Raw genomic sequence first — 18,603 nt, 5'->3', positions numbered from 1 at the left:
CGGTTTGAGCCGCTTTCTTTTGCCTACTTTTCTTTGCGGCAAGCAAAGAAAAGTAGGTGCCGCCCCGCACAGGGGCAACGCTAATAGACCACTAACAAAACAAGGAAAGGCCAAAGCCCCAAGAACACAGACAACAAGCGTCGCGCAGACAAAAAAACTACTTCGCCACTGGCATAGTGAACTCAGCCCCCTTCCCAATACTATCGGGCCACCTCTGCATAACGCTCTTGTAGCGTGTATAAAACCGCACACCTTCTTCCCCATACGCATGGTGATCCCCGAAGAGGGACTTCTTCCACCCACCAAAAGAATGCCACGCCATAGGCACAGGAATCGGCACATTAATCCCAACCATCCCAATCTGGATCTGCCGCGAAAACGTCCGAGCCACGCCACCGTCGGAGGTAAACAACGACACTCCATTGGCAAACTCGTTAGCGTTAATCAACTCAACAGCAGAAGCAAAATCCGGCACGCGCACAACACACAACACGGGACCGAAAATCTCCTCGCGATAAATCTTCATGTCGGTCGAGACATCGTCAAACAACGTGCCGCCGAGAAAGAACCCCTTCTCATGTCCGGCCACCTGGTGACCACGCCCATCGACCACCAGCTTCGCACCCGCCGCGACACCTGCATCGATATAACCCGCCACTTTCTCGCGATGCGCCGCCGTCACCAACGGCCCCATCTCAGCTTCCGATTCCATGCCGTTCAGAATCTTCAGGCTCTTCACTCGCGGCGTCAGTCGCTCGATCAGTTCATCGGCAATATGCCCGACCGCAACCGCCACCGAAATCGCCATGCACCGCTCGCCAGCGGAACCATACGCAGCGCCAATCAACGCATCGACCGCCTGATCGAGATCCGCGTCCGGCATCACCACGAGGTGATTCTTCGCCCCGCCCAAAGCCTGCACGCGCTTGCCGTGCTTCGTGCCTTCCGTATAGATGTATTCGGCAATCGGCGTCGAGCCAACAAACGACAATGCGCTCACCTCGGGATGCACGAGCAACGCATCCACCGCGACCTTGTCGCCGTGCACGACGTTGAACACGCCGTCCGGCAGCCCGGCTTCCTTGAACAACTCAGCTAGACGGTTCGATGCCGACGGATCACGCTCCGATGGCTTCAGCACGAACGTGTTGCCGCATGCAATCGCGACCGGGAACATCCAGCACGGCACCATCATCGGAAAATTGAACGGCGTAATGCCAGCAACCACCCCCAGTGGCTGACGCAGATTCCAGTTGTCGATGCCGCCGCCGATCTGGTCGGTGAAGTCGGTCTTCAGCAGATTCGGAATGCCGCACGCAAACTCGACGATCTCGATGCCACGCATCACTTCGCCCTTCGCATCGGAAAACACCTTGCCGTGCTCACGCGTGATCAACTCCGCCAGTTCGTCATGGTGACGGTCGAGCAATTCCTTGAACTTGAACAACACGCGCGCCCGCTTGATCGGCGCGGTTTCGCTCCATGCAGGAAACGCGGCACCGGCGGCCGCCACCGCCGCGTCCACCTCAGCGACGCTCGCCAGCGGCACGCGTGCGCTCACGCTGCCAAGCGCGGGATTGAAGACGTCGCCGAAGCGGCCGCTCGTGCCCTCGACCATCTTGCCGTTGATGAAATGGGTCAGCGCGCGTGCGCTCGTCTCGCTCCGGACAGCCTCGTCCTGATATGTCTCGCTCATGTTCTTGTCCTCTTCCTATGAAGGTCTTCCGCCCACCGCGAACGGCTTGATGAACGCAAGCGTACGGCGCTTCGGGGCGACAAATCCAATGAGTAATGCTCAACTGCGCTATAAGCCGAGCTAATATCAGGATATGGATCTGACTCTGCTACGGGCGTTCGTCACGGTGGCGCGCGAGGGCAACCTCACGCGTGCCGCGGTGCAACTTCACCTGACCCAACCTGCCGTCAGCCTGCAAATCAAGCATTTGCAGGAGACGCTCGGCGTGACGCTGTTCACGCGGACCTCGCACGGGCTTTCGCTGACACGCGACGGTCAGGCCCTCCTGCCCCACGCCGAACGTGCGCTGGGCGCGGCGAGCGACGTGCAGCGCGCGGCGGCGTCGCTGCGCCACGAGGTGCGCGGCCGCTTGCGGATCGGCACGATTCTCGATCCGGCCTTTCTGCGCCTCGGCGGCTTTCTCAAGCAACTGGTGGAAACCTGGCCGCGCATCGAAACGGCTTTACGCCACGGGATGTCGGGCTGGGTGCTCGAACAGGTGCGGGCGGGTGAACTGGATGTGGGTTACTACATCGGCCTTCCATCCGATGACGATGCCCGCGACGGCGCTGTCTTTCACGCCCTCACGCTCACGCATTTTCAGTACCGCGTGCTGGCGCCGGCGGGCTGGAAAGATCGCGTGAAGGGCGCGCGTGACTGGCGTTCGCTCGCCTCACTGCCGTGGATCTGGACGCCGCCCGCATCCGCGCACAATCGGTTGTTGTCGCGCTGCTTTGGTGAGGCCGGCGTCAAACCGGTTAAGGTGGCGGAAGTGGATCAGGAGCCGTCGATGCTCGATCTGGTCAAATCAGGCGTCGGTCTGACGCTCGCGCGCGATGCCACCGCGATCGCCGAAGCGCATGCCCACGCGTTGACCATTGTCGAAGGCGTCACCGTGCCGACCCAGCTCAGCTTCATTACGCTCGCGGAGCGGAAAGACGAACCGGCGATTGCGGCGGCGTTGAAGCTGATCGAGCAGCAATGGGCGACTTGAGGATGGCAAGAGGGCCGGCGTGGACCCACGCCTCCGGGGCACCACACCCGCAAGGGCGATATGAGCCGTTCTCATGACAGCCGCGCACCATGCGACCGATTGCCATGTCTGCGCCTGTCCTCGCAGACCGCTTTCGCCCGGTGGCGCAAGCGGAGCAAGCTCGCGGGCAGTCAATCGAGGTTCATTTCGACGCCCGTATTTGCTGGCCCCGTCATCTGAAACCACACCGTCACGCACTTTTTGTTAGATTGAGGGTTCGCGCTCACGCGCCGGCCCCGCATCGTTTCTGTTCCGTCTGACTTCGTCCTTCCCGGCAGCTTCGCCCCGGCAACACCGGAAGCTGCCGACCACGCCATCCTTCGACAGGAGCCTGACATGGCACGCAACATTGAAATCAAAGCCCGCGCCCAGCATTTCGAACAACTGCGCGAACGCGCCGCGAAGCTTGCACCGGACGCGCCGCTGATCTTCCGCCAGCAGGACTTTTTCTACGACGTGCCGCGGGGCCGCCTGAAGCTGCGCCAGTTCGACGACGGCACGCCGGCCGAACTGATCTTCTACCAGCGCGACGACCGCGACGGTCCGAAGGCGTCGTATTACACGCGCAGCCCGGTGACCAACCCTGAAGCGATGCACGCGCTGCTCGCCACGGCGCTGACCACGCGGGGCATCGTCACGAAGGAACGTCACGTTTATCTGACAGGCCGTACGCGGATCCATCTGGACCGCGTCGACGGTCTCGGCGACTTCATCGAACTCGAAGTGCTGCTCGCTCAGGACGACGACGAAGAAGGCGGCCACGCCGAAGCACACGCGATGTTCCAGACCCTCGGCGTGCCGGAATCGGACCTGGTGGCGGTGGCCTATGTGGATTTGCTCAGCCCGGAAAGCGAGCCGAAGCAGGCTGCGTAAAACTTAAGCATCACGGGTCGCGGCGACGTCAATCCGGTAACCGCGGCCCTTCATACCCCCGACACCTGAAACCCCGGGAAGCCCCCGCATCAAACGGCGGCCGCCCCCGGCGACAGATGACCGAGCGGCAATGGCCCATTGCGCTTGAACGTGGTCAACACGATGTTGGAGCGCACGCTGTCGACGCCCGGCACACGCATCAACTTCTTCATCACAAACGTCGACAGATAGTTCAGATCGGGCGCGACGATGCGCAGCAGATAATCGGCATCGCCGACCACCGCGTGACATTCCAGTACTTCTGGCAGCACCTCGATCTGTTGCTGGAACTGCTCGATGATCGAGTCGCCGTGATGCTTCAACTTCAGACTCGTGAACGCCGTCACGCCGAGCCCGAGTTTTTCCGGGCGCAGCACGACACGATAGCCGTCCACCACACCCACCTGCTCCAGGCGCTGCAAGCGGCGCCCGATCTGCGACGGTGACAGCGGCACCTGCTCAGCCAATTGCTGATGCGTGGCCCGGCCGAAGCGCTGAAGCACGTCCAGCAGCGCGAGATCGAAGTGATCGAGTTCTAACATGATTGATATCCGCATTAAATCGGCAATTGATGCACGATTATTGCATACTGGCATGCCATAACGCCATCATTGCGCCCATTCCGCACGTCCTCCGCTCTACACTTGCATCACCGTTTCAACCCGCAGACACCGTAGAGCGCGCAGCATCATGTCCACCGCCAACACCGCCAAACTCAAAGAGCAATTCGACGCCGGCCTCGAAACCCGTGCCGACTTCACCATCGACCAGCCGACCGAACGCTACGGCGCGGTCGACCACGCTGTATGGCAGCAGCTTTATGCACGCCAGACCGCGTTGCTCAAGGGCCGTGTGTGCGACGAGTTTCTGGCAGGCGTCGACTGTATCGGCATGCCGCACGACCGCGTGCCTTCGTTCGACGAAATCAACGCCAAGCTGACGCCGGCGACTGGCTGGCAAATCGTCGCCGTGCCGGGACTCGTGCCCGACCAGGTGTTCTTCGAGCATCTGGCGAACCGTCGCTTTCCGGTGACATGGTGGATGCGCCGCCCGGACCAACTCGATTATCTGCAGGAGCCGGACTGTTTTCACGATCTGTTCGGCCACGTCCCGCTGCTGATCAATCCGGTATTCGCGGACTACATGCACGCGTACGGTCGCGCCGCGCTTGCCGCCAATGATGCCGGCGCCCTGCCGCTGCTTGCCCGGCTCTATTGGTACACCGTCGAGTTCGGCCTGATCCGCGACGCGGCGAGTCCGAACGGCGTAAAGATCTACGGCGCCGGCATCGTCTCGAGCAAAGGCGAGACGCTCTACAGCCAGCAAAGCGCGGCGCCGAACCGGCTTGGCTTCGACCTCGAACGGGTGATGCGCACGCGCTACCGCATCGACACGTTCCAGAAAACCTACTTCGTGATCGACGACTTCGCGCAGTTGTTCGGCGTCGCGCAAACCGATTTCGCGCCGCTGCTGGCGAAGCTGGCTACAGAGCCGGCATTCGCGGCGGGCGACGTGCTCGAGCAAGATCGCGTGATCACGCACGGCTCGCAGGAAGGCTGGCAAGCCGACGGCGATATCTGACAACACAGCCTGAGCCGGCCGGCAGCAGGCCGATGGCATCCGTGAAAAAATAGCGGAGGCGCATGCCTGCCGGCGCGCCTGTTCAGATCAACGAGGTAGCACCATGATTAACAAATTGACTTCCGAAGAACGCGCCACCCAGATCGCCGAACTGCGCGGCTGGCAAGCCGTGGCGGGGCGCGACGCGATCCAGCGCCACTTCAAATTCACCGACTTCAACGAAGCATTCGGCTTCATGACACGCGTGGCGATCAAGGCGCAGGAAATGGACCACCACCCGGAATGGTTCAACGTGTACAACAAGGTGGAGATCACCCTGTCGACGCACGAGGCCAATGGCGTGACCGAGCGGGACATCAAATTGGCCCGATTTATCGACAGTATTACTGCGTAATACAAGCGATCAGATGCCTCGATGCACTCTGCATCGAACGATTTGACGGTAATGAAAGGGCATTGCAGGCAATCTGGCGCTCAAACCTTCAGTTCTACAGGCTATTATTAAGGCGCACGTAAGAATCCCACGCTTGTCTGGCAAACCCGTCTAAACGATCCGGTGATAGCGTCTGCTGACGCTGTACAATCATCAGCGCATACGGCTTGGAGAGCGCGCTTGCCTCCTTGCACAGAACGAGTTCGTCGCCGCTCGAAGGTGAGCGGGCGCGCCAGAAGTTGATCGCGGCTTCCAGTTCGTGGATCGTTATCTCGGACATGACTTCGTGGTCGCTCAGTGGCTGCTTGATGGCTGCTTTTGGGCTGCTTTTAGGCTACTTCATGGCTGCTCGATAGCTGTTTCGTGGCTGCCTTGTGCCAGTTCGGCACGGCCACGCGGCACGCTGCCTGTGCAGCAGGCGCCCCGGCGAACCGCTTGCCCAAACGCCTAAAACCATTGTACTTGAGCGAAATCCATGCGACTCCTTCTGATCGAAGATGACCGCCCCATCGCACGCGGCATCCAAAGTAGTCTCGAACAAGCCGGCTTCACCGTCGACATGGTCCATGACGGCATTTTCGCCGAACAGGCCCTCACCCAAAACCGCCACGAACTGGTGATCCTCGATCTGGGCCTGCCCGGTATCGACGGCATGACTCTGCTCGCGCGCTTCCGTCAGAGCAATCGTCACACGCCGGTGATCATCCTCACCGCGCGCGACGAGTTGAACGACCGCGTGCAAGGCCTGAATTCCGGCGCGGACGACTACATGCTGAAGCCGTTCGAACCCACCGAACTCGAAGCGCGCATCCGCGCCGTGATGCGCCGCAGCGGCCCGCATGGCGACATGCCGCGTCCGGAAGTGTCGTTGGGCGGTGTGCGTCTGTCGGGCGTCGATCGCCGCATTTTCAACGACGACAAGCCGCTCGAGCTGTCGCCGCGTGAATTCGCGGTGCTCGAAATGCTGCTGTTGCGCCACGGCCGCGTGGTCAGCAAGGCTCAGTTGCAAGACCATCTGACGCACTTCGGCGGCGATCTCGGCGACACCGCGATCGAAGTCTATGTGCACCGGGTGCGTAAAAAGCTCGAAAACTGCCGTGTCGAAATCGTCACGGTGCGCGGCTTCGGTTACCTGTTGCAGGAAATCCGTCAGGCCGCATAATCGTTGCAAGGGCCGCAATCTCAATTGCGGCTTGACAGCGCCGGGCCGGCGCCGCGCACTCGGTGCGCAATTCGCCGGCATACGGCGAATTTTCACGGTGCTACGGTGCTTTACACCGCTGCTCCTTTCCCGCGCGTTCGATCATGCCCCAGCCGGCCGCCAATAGTCTGCGCCGCACGCTGCTGCGGCGCCTCGCTGCTCCCCTTTCGCTGCTCGCCCTGATGAGCGGCCTGATCGCTTACTGGCTGGCGTGGCAATACACGCAGCACGTCGTCGACCGCTCGCTCGCCGATCTTGCTACCGCAATCTCGAAACAGATCCAGATTGCTGGCCCCGACGCCAAGGTGACGGTGCCGCCGCTCGCGCAGGCCATGTTCTCCGATCCGGTCGAACAACTCGTTTATCGGATCAGCAACGGCGAAACCGAAATCGCCGGCGACCATAATCTCCCGCTGCAAGGCACGAGCGTGCGGCGCATGCATTACGCGTACGTATTCGAAACGCAGCACCAGGGTGTGACGGTGCGCGTGGCCCAGGTGCGCGTCGATCAGCCCTCCGGCAATCCAATCGTCGTCGAAGTGGGTCAGCCGGTGCATCACCGGTTTCAGATCGCCGCAGAGTTTCTGGTCGCGATCATGATGCCGCTGCTGTTGCTGCTGTTAGCGGGCTGGGTGATCGTGTGGCGGGTCGTCAATCAGCAGCTCAATCCGCTGACCGATCTCGCGGACTCGCTGAACCGGCAGACCCACACGTCGCTCGAACCGGTCGATGAGACCTATGTTCCGGTTGAGATCCGGCCGCTCACCGGCGCATTGAACGCGCTGCTCGACCGCCTGAAAACCGCCCTCGACGGCCAGCGCAAATTTATCGCCGACGCCGCGCATCAGCTGCGCACGCCGCTTACCGCCGTCAAGCTGCACGCGGAACAGGCCGCCGTCGCGCGTGATCCGCAGCAAACGCTCGCCGCGGTCCGTGAACTGCGCGCCGCAGCCGACCGCGCCGTGCGGCTGTCGAACCAGCTGCTTTCGCTGGCGCGCGCAGAGCCGGGTGAACAGGCCGCACGTTTCGTCACCGTGGATATGGCTGCGCTCGCCTTCGATACGGGTGCGGAATGGGTGCCGCGCGCGCTGACTTTCCACGTCGACCTCGGCTTCCAGCGCCTCGACGATCCGGGTAACGATCAGCCGCTGATGGCGCGCGGCAATCCCGTGCTGCTGCACGAAGTGATCGCCAACCTGCTGGATAACGCGCTCAAGTACGTGCCGCCTTCCCGTTTCGATGGCGGCCGCATCACCGTGACGGTGTCGCGATCCGTGATCGATAATCGCCGCATGGCCGAGATCGTCGTCGAAGACAACGGCCCGGGCGTGCCGCTCACGCAGCAAGCCGATCTGTTCAAACGGTTCTTCCGCGGCGACGGTCAGAGCGACGCCGGCGTAGATAGCGGCGCCGGCCTCGGTCTCGCGATTGTTCACGACATCATGGTGCTGCATCACGGCAGCGTGCATTACGAAGACGCGCCGGAAGGCGGTGCGCGCTTTATCGTGCGTATTCCGCTGGTACCGGTCAGCGTGCAGCACGAAGCCGATCCGGAAGTGCGGCGTCCGGCAAAAAAATCGGCGCACTCGGCGCCGATCGATCTATGACTTTGTAGTCGCTATGACTTTGTAGTCGATTAATGTACTGCCACGGGCTGCCTTGAGTTCACTTAATCTCAACTCAGGCAGCCCGCGTTTCATTTCTTCTTCGCTTTTTTCGCGGACGTCTTCGCCTTCTTCACCGTCTTGTCGGATTTCGAAGCGCCCTTCTCTTTCTCCGCCGGCGCCAGCATCGTGCCGCGGCACTTGCGCGCGCCGCAGCGGCATTCATATTCCTTCTTGAGCTTCTTGGTCTGGCGCGCGTCGATGACGAGGCCATAGTCGTAAAAGACTTCCTCACCCTCGGCGATGTCGCGCAGCGCGTGTACGTACACGTGACCGTCGATCTCTTCGGCTTCGCAGTTCGGCGCGCACGAATGGTTGATCCAGCGCGCGCTGTTGCCGTCCACTTTGCCGTCGATCACCTTGCCGCTGTCGAGCGCGAAGTAGAACGTGTGATTCGGTTCGTCCGGATTGTGCGGATGACGGCGCAACGCTTCTTTCCAGGAGATCCGCTCACCCTTGTATTCGATCAGCCGTTCGCCGGCCGCAATCGGCTCGGTGGCAAACACGCCTTTGCCGTGCACACCCGAACGGCGCACGGCGATCCTGCGTGAACTCATTGAATGAATCCTTGTGAAGAACTAGGGGTGAAGATCCGGCAGCCGTCAGAAATGCCCGCGTCTAACGCGCTGCTTTTTCCGACGCGGATAGCAAACGCGGCGCCTTGCGAGCGCCGCGTCGACTTGCGACGCTCATGCGCCACATCCGGCATCCTACACGCTCAAGACGGCTTCCTTCAACCGTCAATAAGACGTGCGCACACAAGGCGCGTTGGGTGCTTCACCGTTGTCCGAACGAAATATCGCCGAACAGGGCTTTTTGCTCGCGCGGTTGCGAACGCCAGTACTGCGGCGGCGCTTCGACGGTCGCGCCGAGTTGCGCCGCCGCGTGCCACGGCCAACGAGGGTTGTAGAGTAACGCGCGAGCCAATGCGATCAGATCGGCATCGCCTTCTTCGATGAGTTGTTCGGCATGCAACGGATCGGTAATCAGACCCACGCCGATGGTTGTCAGGCCCGTTGCCTGTTTGACGGCCCGCGCGAAAGGAATCTGATAGCCCGGCTCAAGTGGAATCTTCTGCAATGGCGAAACACCGCCGGACGACACGTCGATCCAGTCGCAGCCGCGTTTTTTCAACTCCTGCGCGAACGCGATCGTGTCCTCGAGCGTCCAGCCGCCGTCGACCCAGTCGGTGGCCGAGACGCGCACGCCGACCGGTTTGTCAGCGGGAAAAGCGGCGCGCACGATGTCGAAGATTTCGAGCGGAAAGCGCATCCGGTTTTCCAGCGAACCGCCGTAATCGTCGCTGCGTTGATTGGCGATCGGCGACAGAAACTGGTGCAGCAGATAGCCATGTGCCGCGTGCACTTCAAGAGCATCGATGCCGAGGCGCGCGGCGCGACGCGCGGAGGCCGCGAACGCTTCGCGAATCCGGTTCAGTGCGGGCGTGTCGAGCGCGAGCGGCGGCTCTTCACCTGCCTTGTGCGGCAAGGCCGACGGCGCATGCGGCAGCCAGCCGCCTTGCGACACCGGAATCAGTTGCCCGCCTTCCCAGGGCACATGGCTCGACGCCTTGCGCCCTGCGTGCGACAACTGCATGGCGACGCGAATCGACGAATGCTTGCGGATCGCAGCCAGGACCGGCTTCAGCGCGGCTTCGGTCGTGTCGTCCCACAGTCCGAGATCGCCCGGCGTGATGCGGCCATCCGGTTCAACGGAGGTCGCCTCGATGCACAACATGCCGGCGCCGGATAGCGCGAGACTGCCGAGATGGATCATGTGCCATGCCGTCGCCTCGCCGCGTTCGGCGGAATACTGGCACATTGGGGAGACGACGATACGGTTGGGAAGCGTCACGCTACGCAGCGTGAGCGGAGAAAAAAGCGCGCTCATGGATTACGCCCAGTAGAAACCCGAGAGCGATCGAGCATAGCACCGCGAATGATTGTCTGCAGGCTTGAGCGGATCAGGGTTTCGGCTCGACCTGATCGAGCCACTCGGCGAACATCCGGCGCGCGGCGGCTTCCAGTGTCGGACCGAACTGTGCGGTCTCGGCCCGCAACTGCCGAGCATCGATACCGTGGCCGGCGATTTCACCGGCGTTGCCGATCAACCAGGGCTCGAACCGGTCAGCGCGAATCTCCGGATGACACTGCAGACCCAGCACATGGCTGCCCCAGGCGAAGGCCTGATTTTCGCAGGCAGGCGTCGAGGCGAGACGTGTGGCGTTGTCGGGCAGATCGAAGGTGTCGCCGTGCCAGTGCAGCATCGACGTGTGTGCGCCGTCCAGATGACGCACCGGCGAGGCGCGGCCCGCATCGGTGAGCGTGAGCGGTGTCCAGCCGAGTTCGGTATGGCCTGCGGGATAGACGCGTGCACCGAGCGCACGCGCGATCAGTTGCGCACCGAGGCAGATGCCGAGCGTCGGCAGCCCGGCAGCGATGCGCTTTTCGATCATCGACAGCAATGGGACAAGCGTTGGGTAAAGCGCGTCGTCAGTTGCGCTGATCGGGCCGCCGAGCACGACCATGAGCGATGCGGCAACCGGGTCCGGCGCTTCGATACGGCCAACGCCGACGTCGAGATAGCGCACCGGGCGCCCCCGCTCGCCAAGCTCCAGTTCAAGACTGCCCAGATCCTCGAAGTGCACGTGGCGAATGGCCAGAACTTCCCGATTCATCAGCCTGTCCCACCTTCAGGTTGCCTAAAGACTTGCCGCTACACGGCGCGAACCGGCCGGCGGACGGCAATCGCCGCCCGCCGGAACACGGCTTGGCAGTGTAACGGATTGTCCCAGGAGAAGCCGCCTTATTGGGCGAAGATCTTCCAGGTCTTCTTTTGGGTAGCGACGTCGGCCACTTCGTACACCGAGCAATCGAGACGCAGATCCGTATCCGACATCTTCATGTCGAGCAGCGCGCAGTGGTGCGGCGTCTTCTTCGGATTCTTGCTCGGCTCAAAATGCGAGCAGCTCAGGCACATGCGGTGCGGCGGAATCGTGCCTTGCGCTTCCAGTTGATGGATGGTCTTGAGCAGCGTGCGATAGAACAGCGTCTGCTCTTCGTCGCGCAGCGTGCCGACCGCTTTGGCCAGGAAGTCCGGCCACTGCGCAGCGCGCTTCGCGGCGGTACGGCCACGTGCCGTCAGACGGACCGCGAGGGCGCGGCCGTCGTCGAGGGCGCGGCGCTTTTCAACCAGACCTTTGGTCTCGAGCGTGCTCACGGCATCGCTGGTGGTCGCGGCGGTCAGGGCCGTTTCACGGGCAATTTCGCCAAGACGCATCGGGCCCTTGCGTTGCATCAGCAAGACCAGGATTTCGCCCTGGGTCGGCGTAAGGCCTGCGCCTTCCGCCCATTCCCAAGCCTGGCTCCGCATGGCCGTGCTCAATCGCAATAGGCTGTGGGTCACTCGCCCGGTTGCCTGTTCTCCGTATACGCCTTCGCTCATAATCTTCGTTTGGTTTATTAAGCTTGCGAACGATGTCGGCGAACCGCTGCCAAACACGCCCGTAGCCTGTGTGGGGTAGCCTCGCCGTGAAGCAGACGAGACGGTTTCTACTATCTCAAAAATTTACCGCCTTGCAAGCCAAAGGCAGATGAAACGACATTCTATGCGAGACCGGCCAATCGTACAGCTAAGTTATCCAATGCAAGCTGTGGATAACCATGGGAAAACACAGGGGATGGCGTGTGCGCCGTTTCTTGATAAGCAACTTGCCCCCTCTTTCCTTACTGAAGTTGTCCTCGTTTACCGGCGCCGATGCGCCTCGGATCAGCCCGGTTATGGTTTACGTAGCACTTTGACTTTTCAGGGAATTATTCAGTTGTCCACAGGCAGATGCAATGCTTGTTAACTACTACTACGTTTGTATGCGTAAACTTTAGAAAAACCTGAAGGCCTGCGAGCTGGAAATTTATTTACGAAAAAAAACCCGCACGAGGCGGGTCTTCCTTACGGTTTAACGTAAGCAATCCTCTATCTGCCTAGGCTCGCCACTGCAGACACTGCTGTCTGACAGCTTCATGCAAGGACTTTTCCTGATCGAAGACGCCCCGCAGCCACGTCGCGTCATTGACCTGACCGCGCGCAATTGCACCGATTTCGGCGAGCGCGTTGCCTGAACCCAATGCTTCGGCGTGCGGTGCAATCAGATCCAGCGTTTCGAGGATGTCTTCGGAAATCGTCTTGCGTTCGCTCGTTTGCGGATTGATGCAGTTGCCGGCGAGACCGAAGCGGCATGCTTCGAAGCGGTTGAACGTGTAGACGAGGTAATCGTCTTCCTTCGGCACAATCGGCTTGTCGAGCAGCAGATGCCGCGCAAGCGTCTGGATGTAGCAGGCAATCGCCGCGGCGCGATCCACCGAAAACGGCGTGTCCATCACCCGTACTTCGATCGTGCCGAAACCGGGCTTCGGCCGGATGTCCCAGTAAAAATCCTTCATGCTGTTGACCACGCCGGTGTGGACCATCTTCGAGAAATATTCCTCGAAGCTATCCCACGTCAACACGAACGGCGCACGACCCGACAGCGGGAACGCGAACACGGAATTCAGTCGTGCCGAATGAAAACCGGTGTCGACGCCTTGCACGAACGGCGACGAAGCGGACAACGCGATGAAATGCGGGATGAAGCGCGACATCGAATGCAGCAGATACAGCGCGCTGTTCGGATCCGGACAGCCGATATGCACGTGCTGGCCGAACACCGTGAACTGCTTGGCAAGATAACCGTACAACTCGGAAAGATACTGAAAGCGTGGCGTATCGACGATTTGCCTTTCGCTCCATTGCTGGAATGCGTGCGTGCCGCCGCCGCACAAGCCGACGTTCAGATGGTCGGCTGCGGAAACCAGCGTGTCGCGAATCTTGCGCAAATCGGTGACGGCCTGTTCATGCGTCGTGCAGATACCGGTCGACAGCTCGATCATGCTTTCCGTGATTTCCGGCGTGATGTTGCCGGGAATCTTTTCGTCCTTGATGAGGCGCATCAGATCCGAGCCGGCTTTGGTCAGATCATAGTCGTGCGTATTGACGATCTGCATCTCGAGTTCGACACCGAAAGTGAACGGTTTCGAATCGATGAAGGGTTCGAGTGACATGGCGTCCCCTGAGTCAGGTCGGCCGATGTGTGTCACATGTCTGTGTCACACATCTGGCCGTTTTTGAATCGAATAAGTTGGATAAAGCGTGCAAATCAGGCGCATGAAGCATTGGACAGCGGCGTGCCCCGACCGTGCGCTTAGTCTTCGCGCCGTTCAGCCACCAGCGCCAGGCTGCGGTACACGAGCCACGGCCCGAGAATTTGCAGCACGAAAATGGAACACATCACGATCGCGCGCAGTTGCGGATCGAAATTCGGATAGAGGTTGTAGGTATCGTCGACGAGCAGGTACGCGAGCGCCGACATGGGCGATAACGACAAACCAAGCGCCATGCCCTGCTTCCAGTTCAAACCGCTCGGTTTGGCGAAAGCCATCACGCCGACCAGTTTCGCAACCAGACGCGCAACAATCAGACCCAGCGCCGCGACACCGCCAAGCGCGATGTCTTTCCATTCGAACGAAGTCAGCGTCAGGACGAACAGAATCACGGTCAACAACCAGCCGGCCGTGCCGAAATGTTCTGGCCACAACTGCGGACGCGCCTCAAGATTCTTCACGATGATGCCCGCGGCCAGCAACGCGAGAATGGTGGAAAGCTTGAACACATGCGCCACCGCAATGGCGAGCAACACGAGGCCGAACAGCGCGACGAACGAATGCTCGTCCTGCATGTTCAGACGACGATAAAAAAACGTGCAGGTGCGCGCCAGCAGATAGGCCAGCACGAGCGATCCGACCAGCAAATACAGCGGCTGCAGAATCGTGGCGTAGACGTTGCCGTAAACCTCCTGATGCAGCCAGCTCGAGACAAGCTTTTCGACCACCACCGCATACATGCTGTTCAGTGCGGTAAGGGTCAACAGACGTTGGGTCACCTGGCCTTCCGCGCGTAGCTCCGTTTTGAGCTGGATCACCATGGCCGGCGAAGTGGCCATGGCAATTGCGGCAAGCACCGTCGCTACGATCAGCGGCACTTTCAGGAATAACAAAACCGGCAAAACCAGCGCGAACGTCAGCGTGGCTTCGGCGATGCTCGACAGAATCAGCCAGGGATTGCGGCGAATCCAGCGCAGATCGAGCCGGCTACCCAGTTCGAACAACAACAAACCGAGCGCTACGTCGAGCAATGGCCGCGCGGCGCTTGCGGAATCGGCGTCGATCACGCCGAAACCGGCTGCGCCGGCTACCAGACCGATGACCGCATACCCGGAAATGCGCGGCAAACGCCATGCGCGATAGCACAGTTCACCGCACAGACCCGCGGCGAGCAATGCAAGACCAGCCCAAAAAATGGCGTCGGGTGTGAGTGGCCAGGCTGGGAAAAATGAAAACGCCGACTTCATCGTGATGGGTTCTCCTTGGCAGCAACGGCAGACAACACGAACCGGCGCAAACACCGGCGAGCGGATGAACGCATGAGGCGTTCACTGTCGCGATCGCTTCGCGTGACCCGCGTTGCGAGTTTTCAACGATCGGATGATCTGAATGTGCCGCTGCCGCACGGGGCGCAGCGCATTCTGGGGGCGGCCGTAGCTACCGGCCCGGCACGGTGAAAGAACGCCGTCGACTTTGAATCAGATTCTGATTGCGCGGCACCGTTCCATTGCAGCGTGTGCGGCCAGCGGCGAGGCACGACGCGGAAAAGAACGGCGATTGTGCCATAGCTTTTTCAGACTTGACCGAAAAGACAGGAACATGCAGGCAAAACGGTAAAAACGTACGTCATCTTCGCGAGATGAGGAAAAAGCGACCGTTTTAAAACCGGGTCGGGCTCTCATAGCGTACAGATCTGACGTTGCAGATGTGTTTCCTGGGACACGGCCAGAGGTGTTTTCCTCCAACTTTCGACCCCTCGGGCTCAACGATTGCGCTCGATTCCGGCACGGCCTTTCTGTTTACAGGTTTACTGTATGTATACGTAGTAACAGTTAACAAGGTGCCTCGTTTTCTGTGGATAACCCCGGTTTACCGAATCAATTCATCGGCTTGCCGCTCGCATAACAGGATGCACAGCGTGTGCGGCTGCAGCGGGTATACAAGGGTAACTTTTCGCGATTTTCGAGCGCGGCAGAGTTACCCCGTTTACGTCCACAACGGTTCCACATGAGTTGCGCCGGTAAACGGCGCGGTTATCCACAAGTTTCGGTGGATAACTCTTTCTCGTTGCTGGTGTTCCGCGCGCGCGGTTAACTGCAGGTTAACTACAGGTTAACTCACCGTGCCCTGGCGCAACGCACGCAAAAGGAAGCGGGCAGGATCGATGTCTTCGGCCAAGTCCCGTTCGAGCGGCCACGGCTCACCTTCGATTTGCGAGGCGATCAACTCCGCTCCAAGTGCGGCCCATACCAGGCCGCGAGAACCGTAAGCGAACGCGCCGTACAAACCGTCGACGCGTGGCAGATCGAGCGGCCATGCGCCACGCAGGCGCAGGGCGTCGCGTGCCGAGGCGGCTTCGTCGGGGAAGTTGCCGATCATCGGCATCCGGTCGCTTGTGACGCAGCGAAACGCGACGCGCCCGTCGAGCGCGGCCGCCTGCGCCGGGTCGATGACACCGTCAAAGGCCGGCAGCATCTGCGCGACACGCTCAAGGTTTTCCAGATGGCCATCCGGTCGCAACACGGTATCGGGGTCGTCGAGTTCGTAGGTGGCGCCGGTCAGTGTGATGCCGCTGGCGAGTGGGACCGCGTAGCCTTCGCCTATAACCGGCATCTCGAGTGAGGGCACCGTGCCCGGCGGCAGCAAAGTTAGCTGGCCGCGGATGCTGCGGGTTGGCGCGTACTTAGAACCGGCGAGCCGCGCGGCGTCGTGCGCGCTCGCGACAATGACCACCGGCGCGCGCGCGATGGCCTGCCCTGCTGCGTCGAAAACGGTCCATTGATTGCCGGATCGTCCGAGGCGCGCTACGTCTACTCCGAAGCGGCGTTCGAGCAGCCCGCCCGCGGCGGCGCACTGCGCGGCGCAAAGCGACGCCGGGTCGATCCAGCCGCCTTGAGCAAAGAGCCAGCCGCTTTGCGCGAGCGGCATGCCTGCAAGCCGTTGCGCTTCGTTCAGCGAAACGGGCGTCACATAATCCGCCGGGTAACCGAACGCGGCGATTGCCTCGCTCATCGAGCGTGCTTCTTCGTCGTCCGCGGCGATCTGCAACAGCCCTGGCGCGCCGCGCAATGGACGATAACCAAGCCGTTCGAGTGCGGCCCAGCGTCTGAGCGTGTACAGAAAACCTGCGCGCGTGACGCGCGAAGCGACGCTGTCGTCGCGCGAGATCATGGGGTGGAACACGCCGGCCGGGTTGCCCGAGGCGTCCTGAGCCACCGACGCGTGCCGCTCCAGCGACGTGACGCGCCAGCCGCGTGCGGCCAGACGCTCGATCGCCGCGCAACCCGCGAGCCCGGTGCCGATCACGATCGCATGCCGTTCATCGACCTCAAGTGGCGCGGGCGGCTCGTAACGGCGCACGCGCCAGCGTGGCGCGAAGTGGCCGACCAGCATCGCGCGCTTCCAACCGAAGCCGTCGATTTTTTGGTACACAAAGCCGTTTTGCGTCAACGCACGTTTGATGTCGCCGGCACTGCTGTAGGTTGCGAACGAGGCGTCCTCGCCGGCCATCCGGGCGAGCGCCTTGAAGATTGCGGGCGTCCACATTTCGGGGTTTCTCGCCGGTGCGAAGCCGTCGAGATAGAACGCATCGGCGCGCAATCTCAATGCTGGCAGGCTTTCCGCGGCGTCGGCGAATACCAGCGTCAACGTGATTCGCCCGCCTTCGAATTCGAGCCGGTGCGTACCGGGGACGAGCATCGGCCATTCGGCGGCCAGCGTTTCTGCTAGTGCGGCGATCTCCGGATCTGAAATCGTCTTCGCATAGACGCTGCGCAAATCGGCTTGAGTAAACGGATGCTTCTCGGTCGAGACGAAATGCAAGCGTTCGCAGCGCGCCGGATCGGCACGCCAGGCGGCCCAGCTCATCAGGAAGTTGATTCCCATGCCGAAACCGGTTTCGAGCACGGTGAAGACGCGGCGGCCCTGCCATCGTTGCGGCAGTCCATTGCCGCGGAGAAAGACGTATTCAGCCTGCTCGAGACCGCCGACAGCGCTGTGATAGATGTCGTCGTAGAACGGGGAAAACGGCGTGCCGTTGTCGCGAAAAGCGAGGACTGCGGGGATCAGCGGATCGGTCATGCGCGGCGGAAATGACGCTCGAAAGAGCGAGTCAGACGTTACCGCCAGCGCGCGCAGCTCGCCGGGCGGCGAAAAAGACGTGCTGCGACGTTGGCAAAAACCAACGCTAAGCCCCGTCCATACTGGGTTTCAGCCTCCAATTGGGCTCTGGGAGGAGCAAAAAGAAGGGTTTCCCCTCGATATCCGCCCCAGAACCGCTTAAATCTTCGAAACCCTTGTCCTGATTGGGTTTGCGCTGCGCTATCATAGCAAGCGCCGCGAAGGGAGCGGCAGCACGGCCGACGGGCAGTTACTGCCCGGCGCTATATCCGGAGGGGATCCGGAGCCGCAGCTGCTCGACGGCGCGGCCCGCGCACGTATAATCGGCGCGTTCGCGCTGTTCGTGTCAACCTAAACTCAGAAAGGAACCTTAATGAACAAACAGGAACTGATCGACGCCGTCGCAGGACAGACCGGCGCCAGCAAGGCTCAAACCGGTGAGACGCTGGACACGTTGCTTGAAGTGATCAAGAAGTCTGTGTCGAAGGGTGACGCGGTCCAGTTGATCGGCTTTGGCAGCTTCGGTTCGGGCAAGCGCGCAGCACGTACGGGTCGTAACCCCAAGACCGGCGAAACTATCAAGATCCCGGCCGCCAAGACCGTCAAGTTCACGGCTGGTAAGGCGTTCAAGGACGCAGTCAACAAGCGCTAAGCAGATTACTGCCTGGCAGTTGACACCCGCCAATGGCGGGTTTTTTTTCGTCTGCGATTTCTGTTTGGCCGCGACGGG

At 61.1% G+C, this 18,603-nt stretch carries 17 protein-coding genes; 7 read left to right on the top strand and 10 right to left on the bottom strand.

Features of this window, described 5'->3' with window-relative positions; genetic code table 11:
* Positions 1 to 157: 157 nt before the first annotated feature.
* Positions 158 to 1,696 carry a CoA-acylating methylmalonate-semialdehyde dehydrogenase gene (locus tag R8871_RS31240; protein WP_175053905.1) on the bottom strand — a complete coding sequence of 513 codons (1,539 nt, stop codon included), beginning with the start codon at positions 1,694 to 1,696 and terminating at the stop codon, positions 158 to 160.
* 133 nt (positions 1,697 to 1,829) lie between these two features.
* Between R8871_RS31240 and R8871_RS31235 the strand changes: the two genes are divergently transcribed.
* Together R8871_RS31235 and R8871_RS31230 are read left to right on the top strand one after the other, a co-directional pair.
* Complete coding sequence (locus tag R8871_RS31235) at positions 1,830 to 2,729, top strand: LysR family transcriptional regulator (protein WP_175053904.1); 900 nt, start codon at positions 1,830 to 1,832, stop codon at positions 2,727 to 2,729.
* 375 nt (positions 2,730 to 3,104) lie between these two features.
* Entirely contained in the window at positions 3,105 to 3,641 is a 537-nt protein-coding gene (locus tag R8871_RS31230) for a class IV adenylate cyclase (RefSeq protein ID WP_175053903.1), read from the top strand.
* Positions 3,642 to 3,730: 89 nt separating this feature from the next.
* Here R8871_RS31230 and R8871_RS31225 read toward each other — a convergent pair whose 3' ends face one another.
* The gene (locus tag R8871_RS31225) at positions 3,731 to 4,222 is read right to left on the bottom strand and encodes an Lrp/AsnC family transcriptional regulator (RefSeq protein ID WP_120346414.1); all 492 of its coding nucleotides are present in this window, start codon (positions 4,220 to 4,222) and stop codon (positions 3,731 to 3,733) included.
* A gap of 148 nt (positions 4,223 to 4,370) precedes the next feature.
* Here R8871_RS31225 and phhA point away from each other — a divergent pair, with 148 nt between their 5' ends.
* Positions 4,371 to 5,261 (top strand): phenylalanine 4-monooxygenase, encoded by an 891-nt coding sequence (gene phhA / locus R8871_RS31220; protein WP_217468927.1) that lies wholly within the window; start codon positions 4,371 to 4,373, stop codon positions 5,259 to 5,261.
* A 49-nt stretch (positions 5,262 to 5,310) separates the two neighbouring features.
* Positions 5,311 to 5,655, top strand: coding sequence for a 4a-hydroxytetrahydrobiopterin dehydratase (locus tag R8871_RS31215; protein ID WP_281370263.1), 345 nt, complete (start codon positions 5,311 to 5,313; stop codon positions 5,653 to 5,655).
* A 94-nt stretch (positions 5,656 to 5,749) separates the two neighbouring features.
* On the opposite strand, the gene R8871_RS31210 is transcribed toward R8871_RS31215, so the two are convergent.
* Positions 5,750 to 5,974, bottom strand: a complete 225-nt coding sequence (locus R8871_RS31210) for a DUF3717 domain-containing protein (RefSeq protein WP_054042765.1) — start codon at positions 5,972 to 5,974, stop codon at positions 5,750 to 5,752.
* A 195-nt stretch (positions 5,975 to 6,169) separates the two neighbouring features.
* Here R8871_RS31210 and R8871_RS31205 point away from each other — a divergent pair, with 195 nt between their 5' ends.
* On the top strand, positions 6,170 to 6,856 hold the full coding sequence (locus R8871_RS31205) for a response regulator transcription factor (RefSeq protein ID WP_028197606.1): 687 nt from the start codon (positions 6,170 to 6,172) through the stop codon (positions 6,854 to 6,856).
* 143 nt (positions 6,857 to 6,999) lie between these two features.
* Entirely contained in the window at positions 7,000 to 8,502 is a 1,503-nt protein-coding gene (locus tag R8871_RS31200; RefSeq protein ID WP_175053901.1) for a sensor histidine kinase, read from the top strand.
* A gap of 89 nt (positions 8,503 to 8,591) precedes the next feature.
* Here the strand turns inward: R8871_RS31200 and R8871_RS31195 are convergent, their stop codons facing one another.
* The 7 genes from R8871_RS31195 to mnmC form a co-directional block, all read right to left on the bottom strand.
* Positions 8,592 to 9,116 carry an SET domain-containing protein gene (locus R8871_RS31195; protein WP_175053900.1) on the bottom strand — a complete coding sequence of 175 codons (525 nt, stop codon included), beginning with the start codon at positions 9,114 to 9,116 and terminating at the stop codon, positions 8,592 to 8,594.
* A 220-nt stretch (positions 9,117 to 9,336) separates the two neighbouring features.
* A complete protein-coding gene (locus R8871_RS31190) occupies positions 9,337 to 10,449 on the bottom strand; it encodes an NADH:flavin oxidoreductase/NADH oxidase (RefSeq protein WP_175053899.1) in 1,113 nt (370 codons plus the stop codon).
* Between the two features lie 73 nt (positions 10,450 to 10,522).
* Entirely contained in the window at positions 10,523 to 11,236 is a 714-nt protein-coding gene (locus tag R8871_RS31185) for a glutamine amidotransferase (protein WP_175053898.1), read from the bottom strand.
* A gap of 128 nt (positions 11,237 to 11,364) precedes the next feature.
* Positions 11,365 to 12,003, bottom strand: a complete 639-nt coding sequence (locus R8871_RS31180; protein WP_054042738.1) for a MarR family winged helix-turn-helix transcriptional regulator — start codon at positions 12,001 to 12,003, stop codon at positions 11,365 to 11,367.
* Between the two features lie 536 nt (positions 12,004 to 12,539).
* Positions 12,540 to 13,655, bottom strand: a complete 1,116-nt coding sequence (locus R8871_RS31175) for a YbdK family carboxylate-amine ligase (RefSeq protein ID WP_175053897.1) — start codon at positions 13,653 to 13,655, stop codon at positions 12,540 to 12,542.
* Positions 13,656 to 13,795: 140 nt separating this feature from the next.
* Entirely contained in the window at positions 13,796 to 15,001 is a 1,206-nt protein-coding gene (locus tag R8871_RS31170; RefSeq protein ID WP_175053896.1) for a cation:proton antiporter, read from the bottom strand.
* Positions 15,002 to 15,866: 865 nt separating this feature from the next.
* Positions 15,867 to 17,834, bottom strand: a complete 1,968-nt coding sequence (mnmC, locus tag R8871_RS31165; protein WP_175053895.1) for a bifunctional tRNA (5-methylaminomethyl-2-thiouridine)(34)-methyltransferase MnmD/FAD-dependent 5-carboxymethylaminomethyl-2-thiouridine(34) oxidoreductase MnmC — start codon at positions 17,832 to 17,834, stop codon at positions 15,867 to 15,869.
* 412 nt (positions 17,835 to 18,246) lie between these two features.
* On the opposite strand from mnmC, the gene R8871_RS31160 reads away from it, so the two are divergent.
* A complete protein-coding gene (locus R8871_RS31160) occupies positions 18,247 to 18,525 on the top strand; it encodes an HU family DNA-binding protein (protein WP_006050811.1) in 279 nt (92 codons plus the stop codon).
* The last annotated feature ends 78 nt before the right edge of the window (positions 18,526 to 18,603 follow it).

Source organism: Paraburkholderia sediminicola (genome assembly GCF_902859805.1).
In the GTDB taxonomy this organism is placed as follows: domain Bacteria; phylum Pseudomonadota; class Gammaproteobacteria; order Burkholderiales; family Burkholderiaceae; genus Paraburkholderia; species Paraburkholderia sediminicola.
The sequence above is the reverse complement of the archived record's forward strand: the minus strand, read 5'-3'. Positions and strand labels throughout refer to the sequence as shown.

What these genes read in the sequence shown, in the direction of transcription:
- R8871_RS31175 (WP_175053897.1), bottom strand. Translation starts at nt 13,655, where the DNA reads ATGTCACTCGAACCCTTCATCGATTCGAAACCGTTCACTTTCGGTGTC.
- R8871_RS31185 (WP_175053898.1), bottom strand. Translation starts at nt 11,236, where the DNA reads ATGAATCGGGAAGTTCTGGCCATTCGCCACGTGCACTTCGAGGATCTG.
- R8871_RS31225 (WP_120346414.1), bottom strand. Translation starts at nt 4,222, where the DNA reads ATGTTAGAACTCGATCACTTCGATCTCGCGCTGCTGGACGTGCTTCAG.
- R8871_RS31160 (WP_006050811.1), top strand. Translation starts at nt 18,247, where the DNA reads ATGAACAAACAGGAACTGATCGACGCCGTCGCAGGACAGACCGGCGCC.
- R8871_RS31210 (WP_054042765.1), bottom strand. Translation starts at nt 5,974, where the DNA reads ATGTCCGAGATAACGATCCACGAACTGGAAGCCGCGATCAACTTCTGG.
- R8871_RS31180 (WP_054042738.1), bottom strand. Translation starts at nt 12,003, where the DNA reads ATGAGCGAAGGCGTATACGGAGAACAGGCAACCGGGCGAGTGACCCAC.
- R8871_RS31230 (WP_175053903.1), top strand. Translation starts at nt 3,105, where the DNA reads ATGGCACGCAACATTGAAATCAAAGCCCGCGCCCAGCATTTCGAACAA.
- R8871_RS31195 (WP_175053900.1), bottom strand. Translation starts at nt 9,116, where the DNA reads ATGAGTTCACGCAGGATCGCCGTGCGCCGTTCGGGTGTGCACGGCAAA.
- R8871_RS31235 (WP_175053904.1), top strand. Translation starts at nt 1,830, where the DNA reads ATGGATCTGACTCTGCTACGGGCGTTCGTCACGGTGGCGCGCGAGGGC.
- R8871_RS31190 (WP_175053899.1), bottom strand. Translation starts at nt 10,449, where the DNA reads ATGAGCGCGCTTTTTTCTCCGCTCACGCTGCGTAGCGTGACGCTTCCC.
- R8871_RS31205 (WP_028197606.1), top strand. Translation starts at nt 6,170, where the DNA reads ATGCGACTCCTTCTGATCGAAGATGACCGCCCCATCGCACGCGGCATC.
- R8871_RS31240 (WP_175053905.1), bottom strand. Translation starts at nt 1,696, where the DNA reads ATGAGCGAGACATATCAGGACGAGGCTGTCCGGAGCGAGACGAGCGCA.
- R8871_RS31200 (WP_175053901.1), top strand. Translation starts at nt 7,000, where the DNA reads ATGCCCCAGCCGGCCGCCAATAGTCTGCGCCGCACGCTGCTGCGGCGC.
- phhA (WP_217468927.1), top strand. Translation starts at nt 4,371, where the DNA reads ATGTCCACCGCCAACACCGCCAAACTCAAAGAGCAATTCGACGCCGGC.
- R8871_RS31170 (WP_175053896.1), bottom strand. Translation starts at nt 15,001, where the DNA reads ATGAAGTCGGCGTTTTCATTTTTCCCAGCCTGGCCACTCACACCCGAC.
- mnmC (WP_175053895.1), bottom strand. Translation starts at nt 17,834, where the DNA reads ATGACCGATCCGCTGATCCCCGCAGTCCTCGCTTTTCGCGACAACGGC.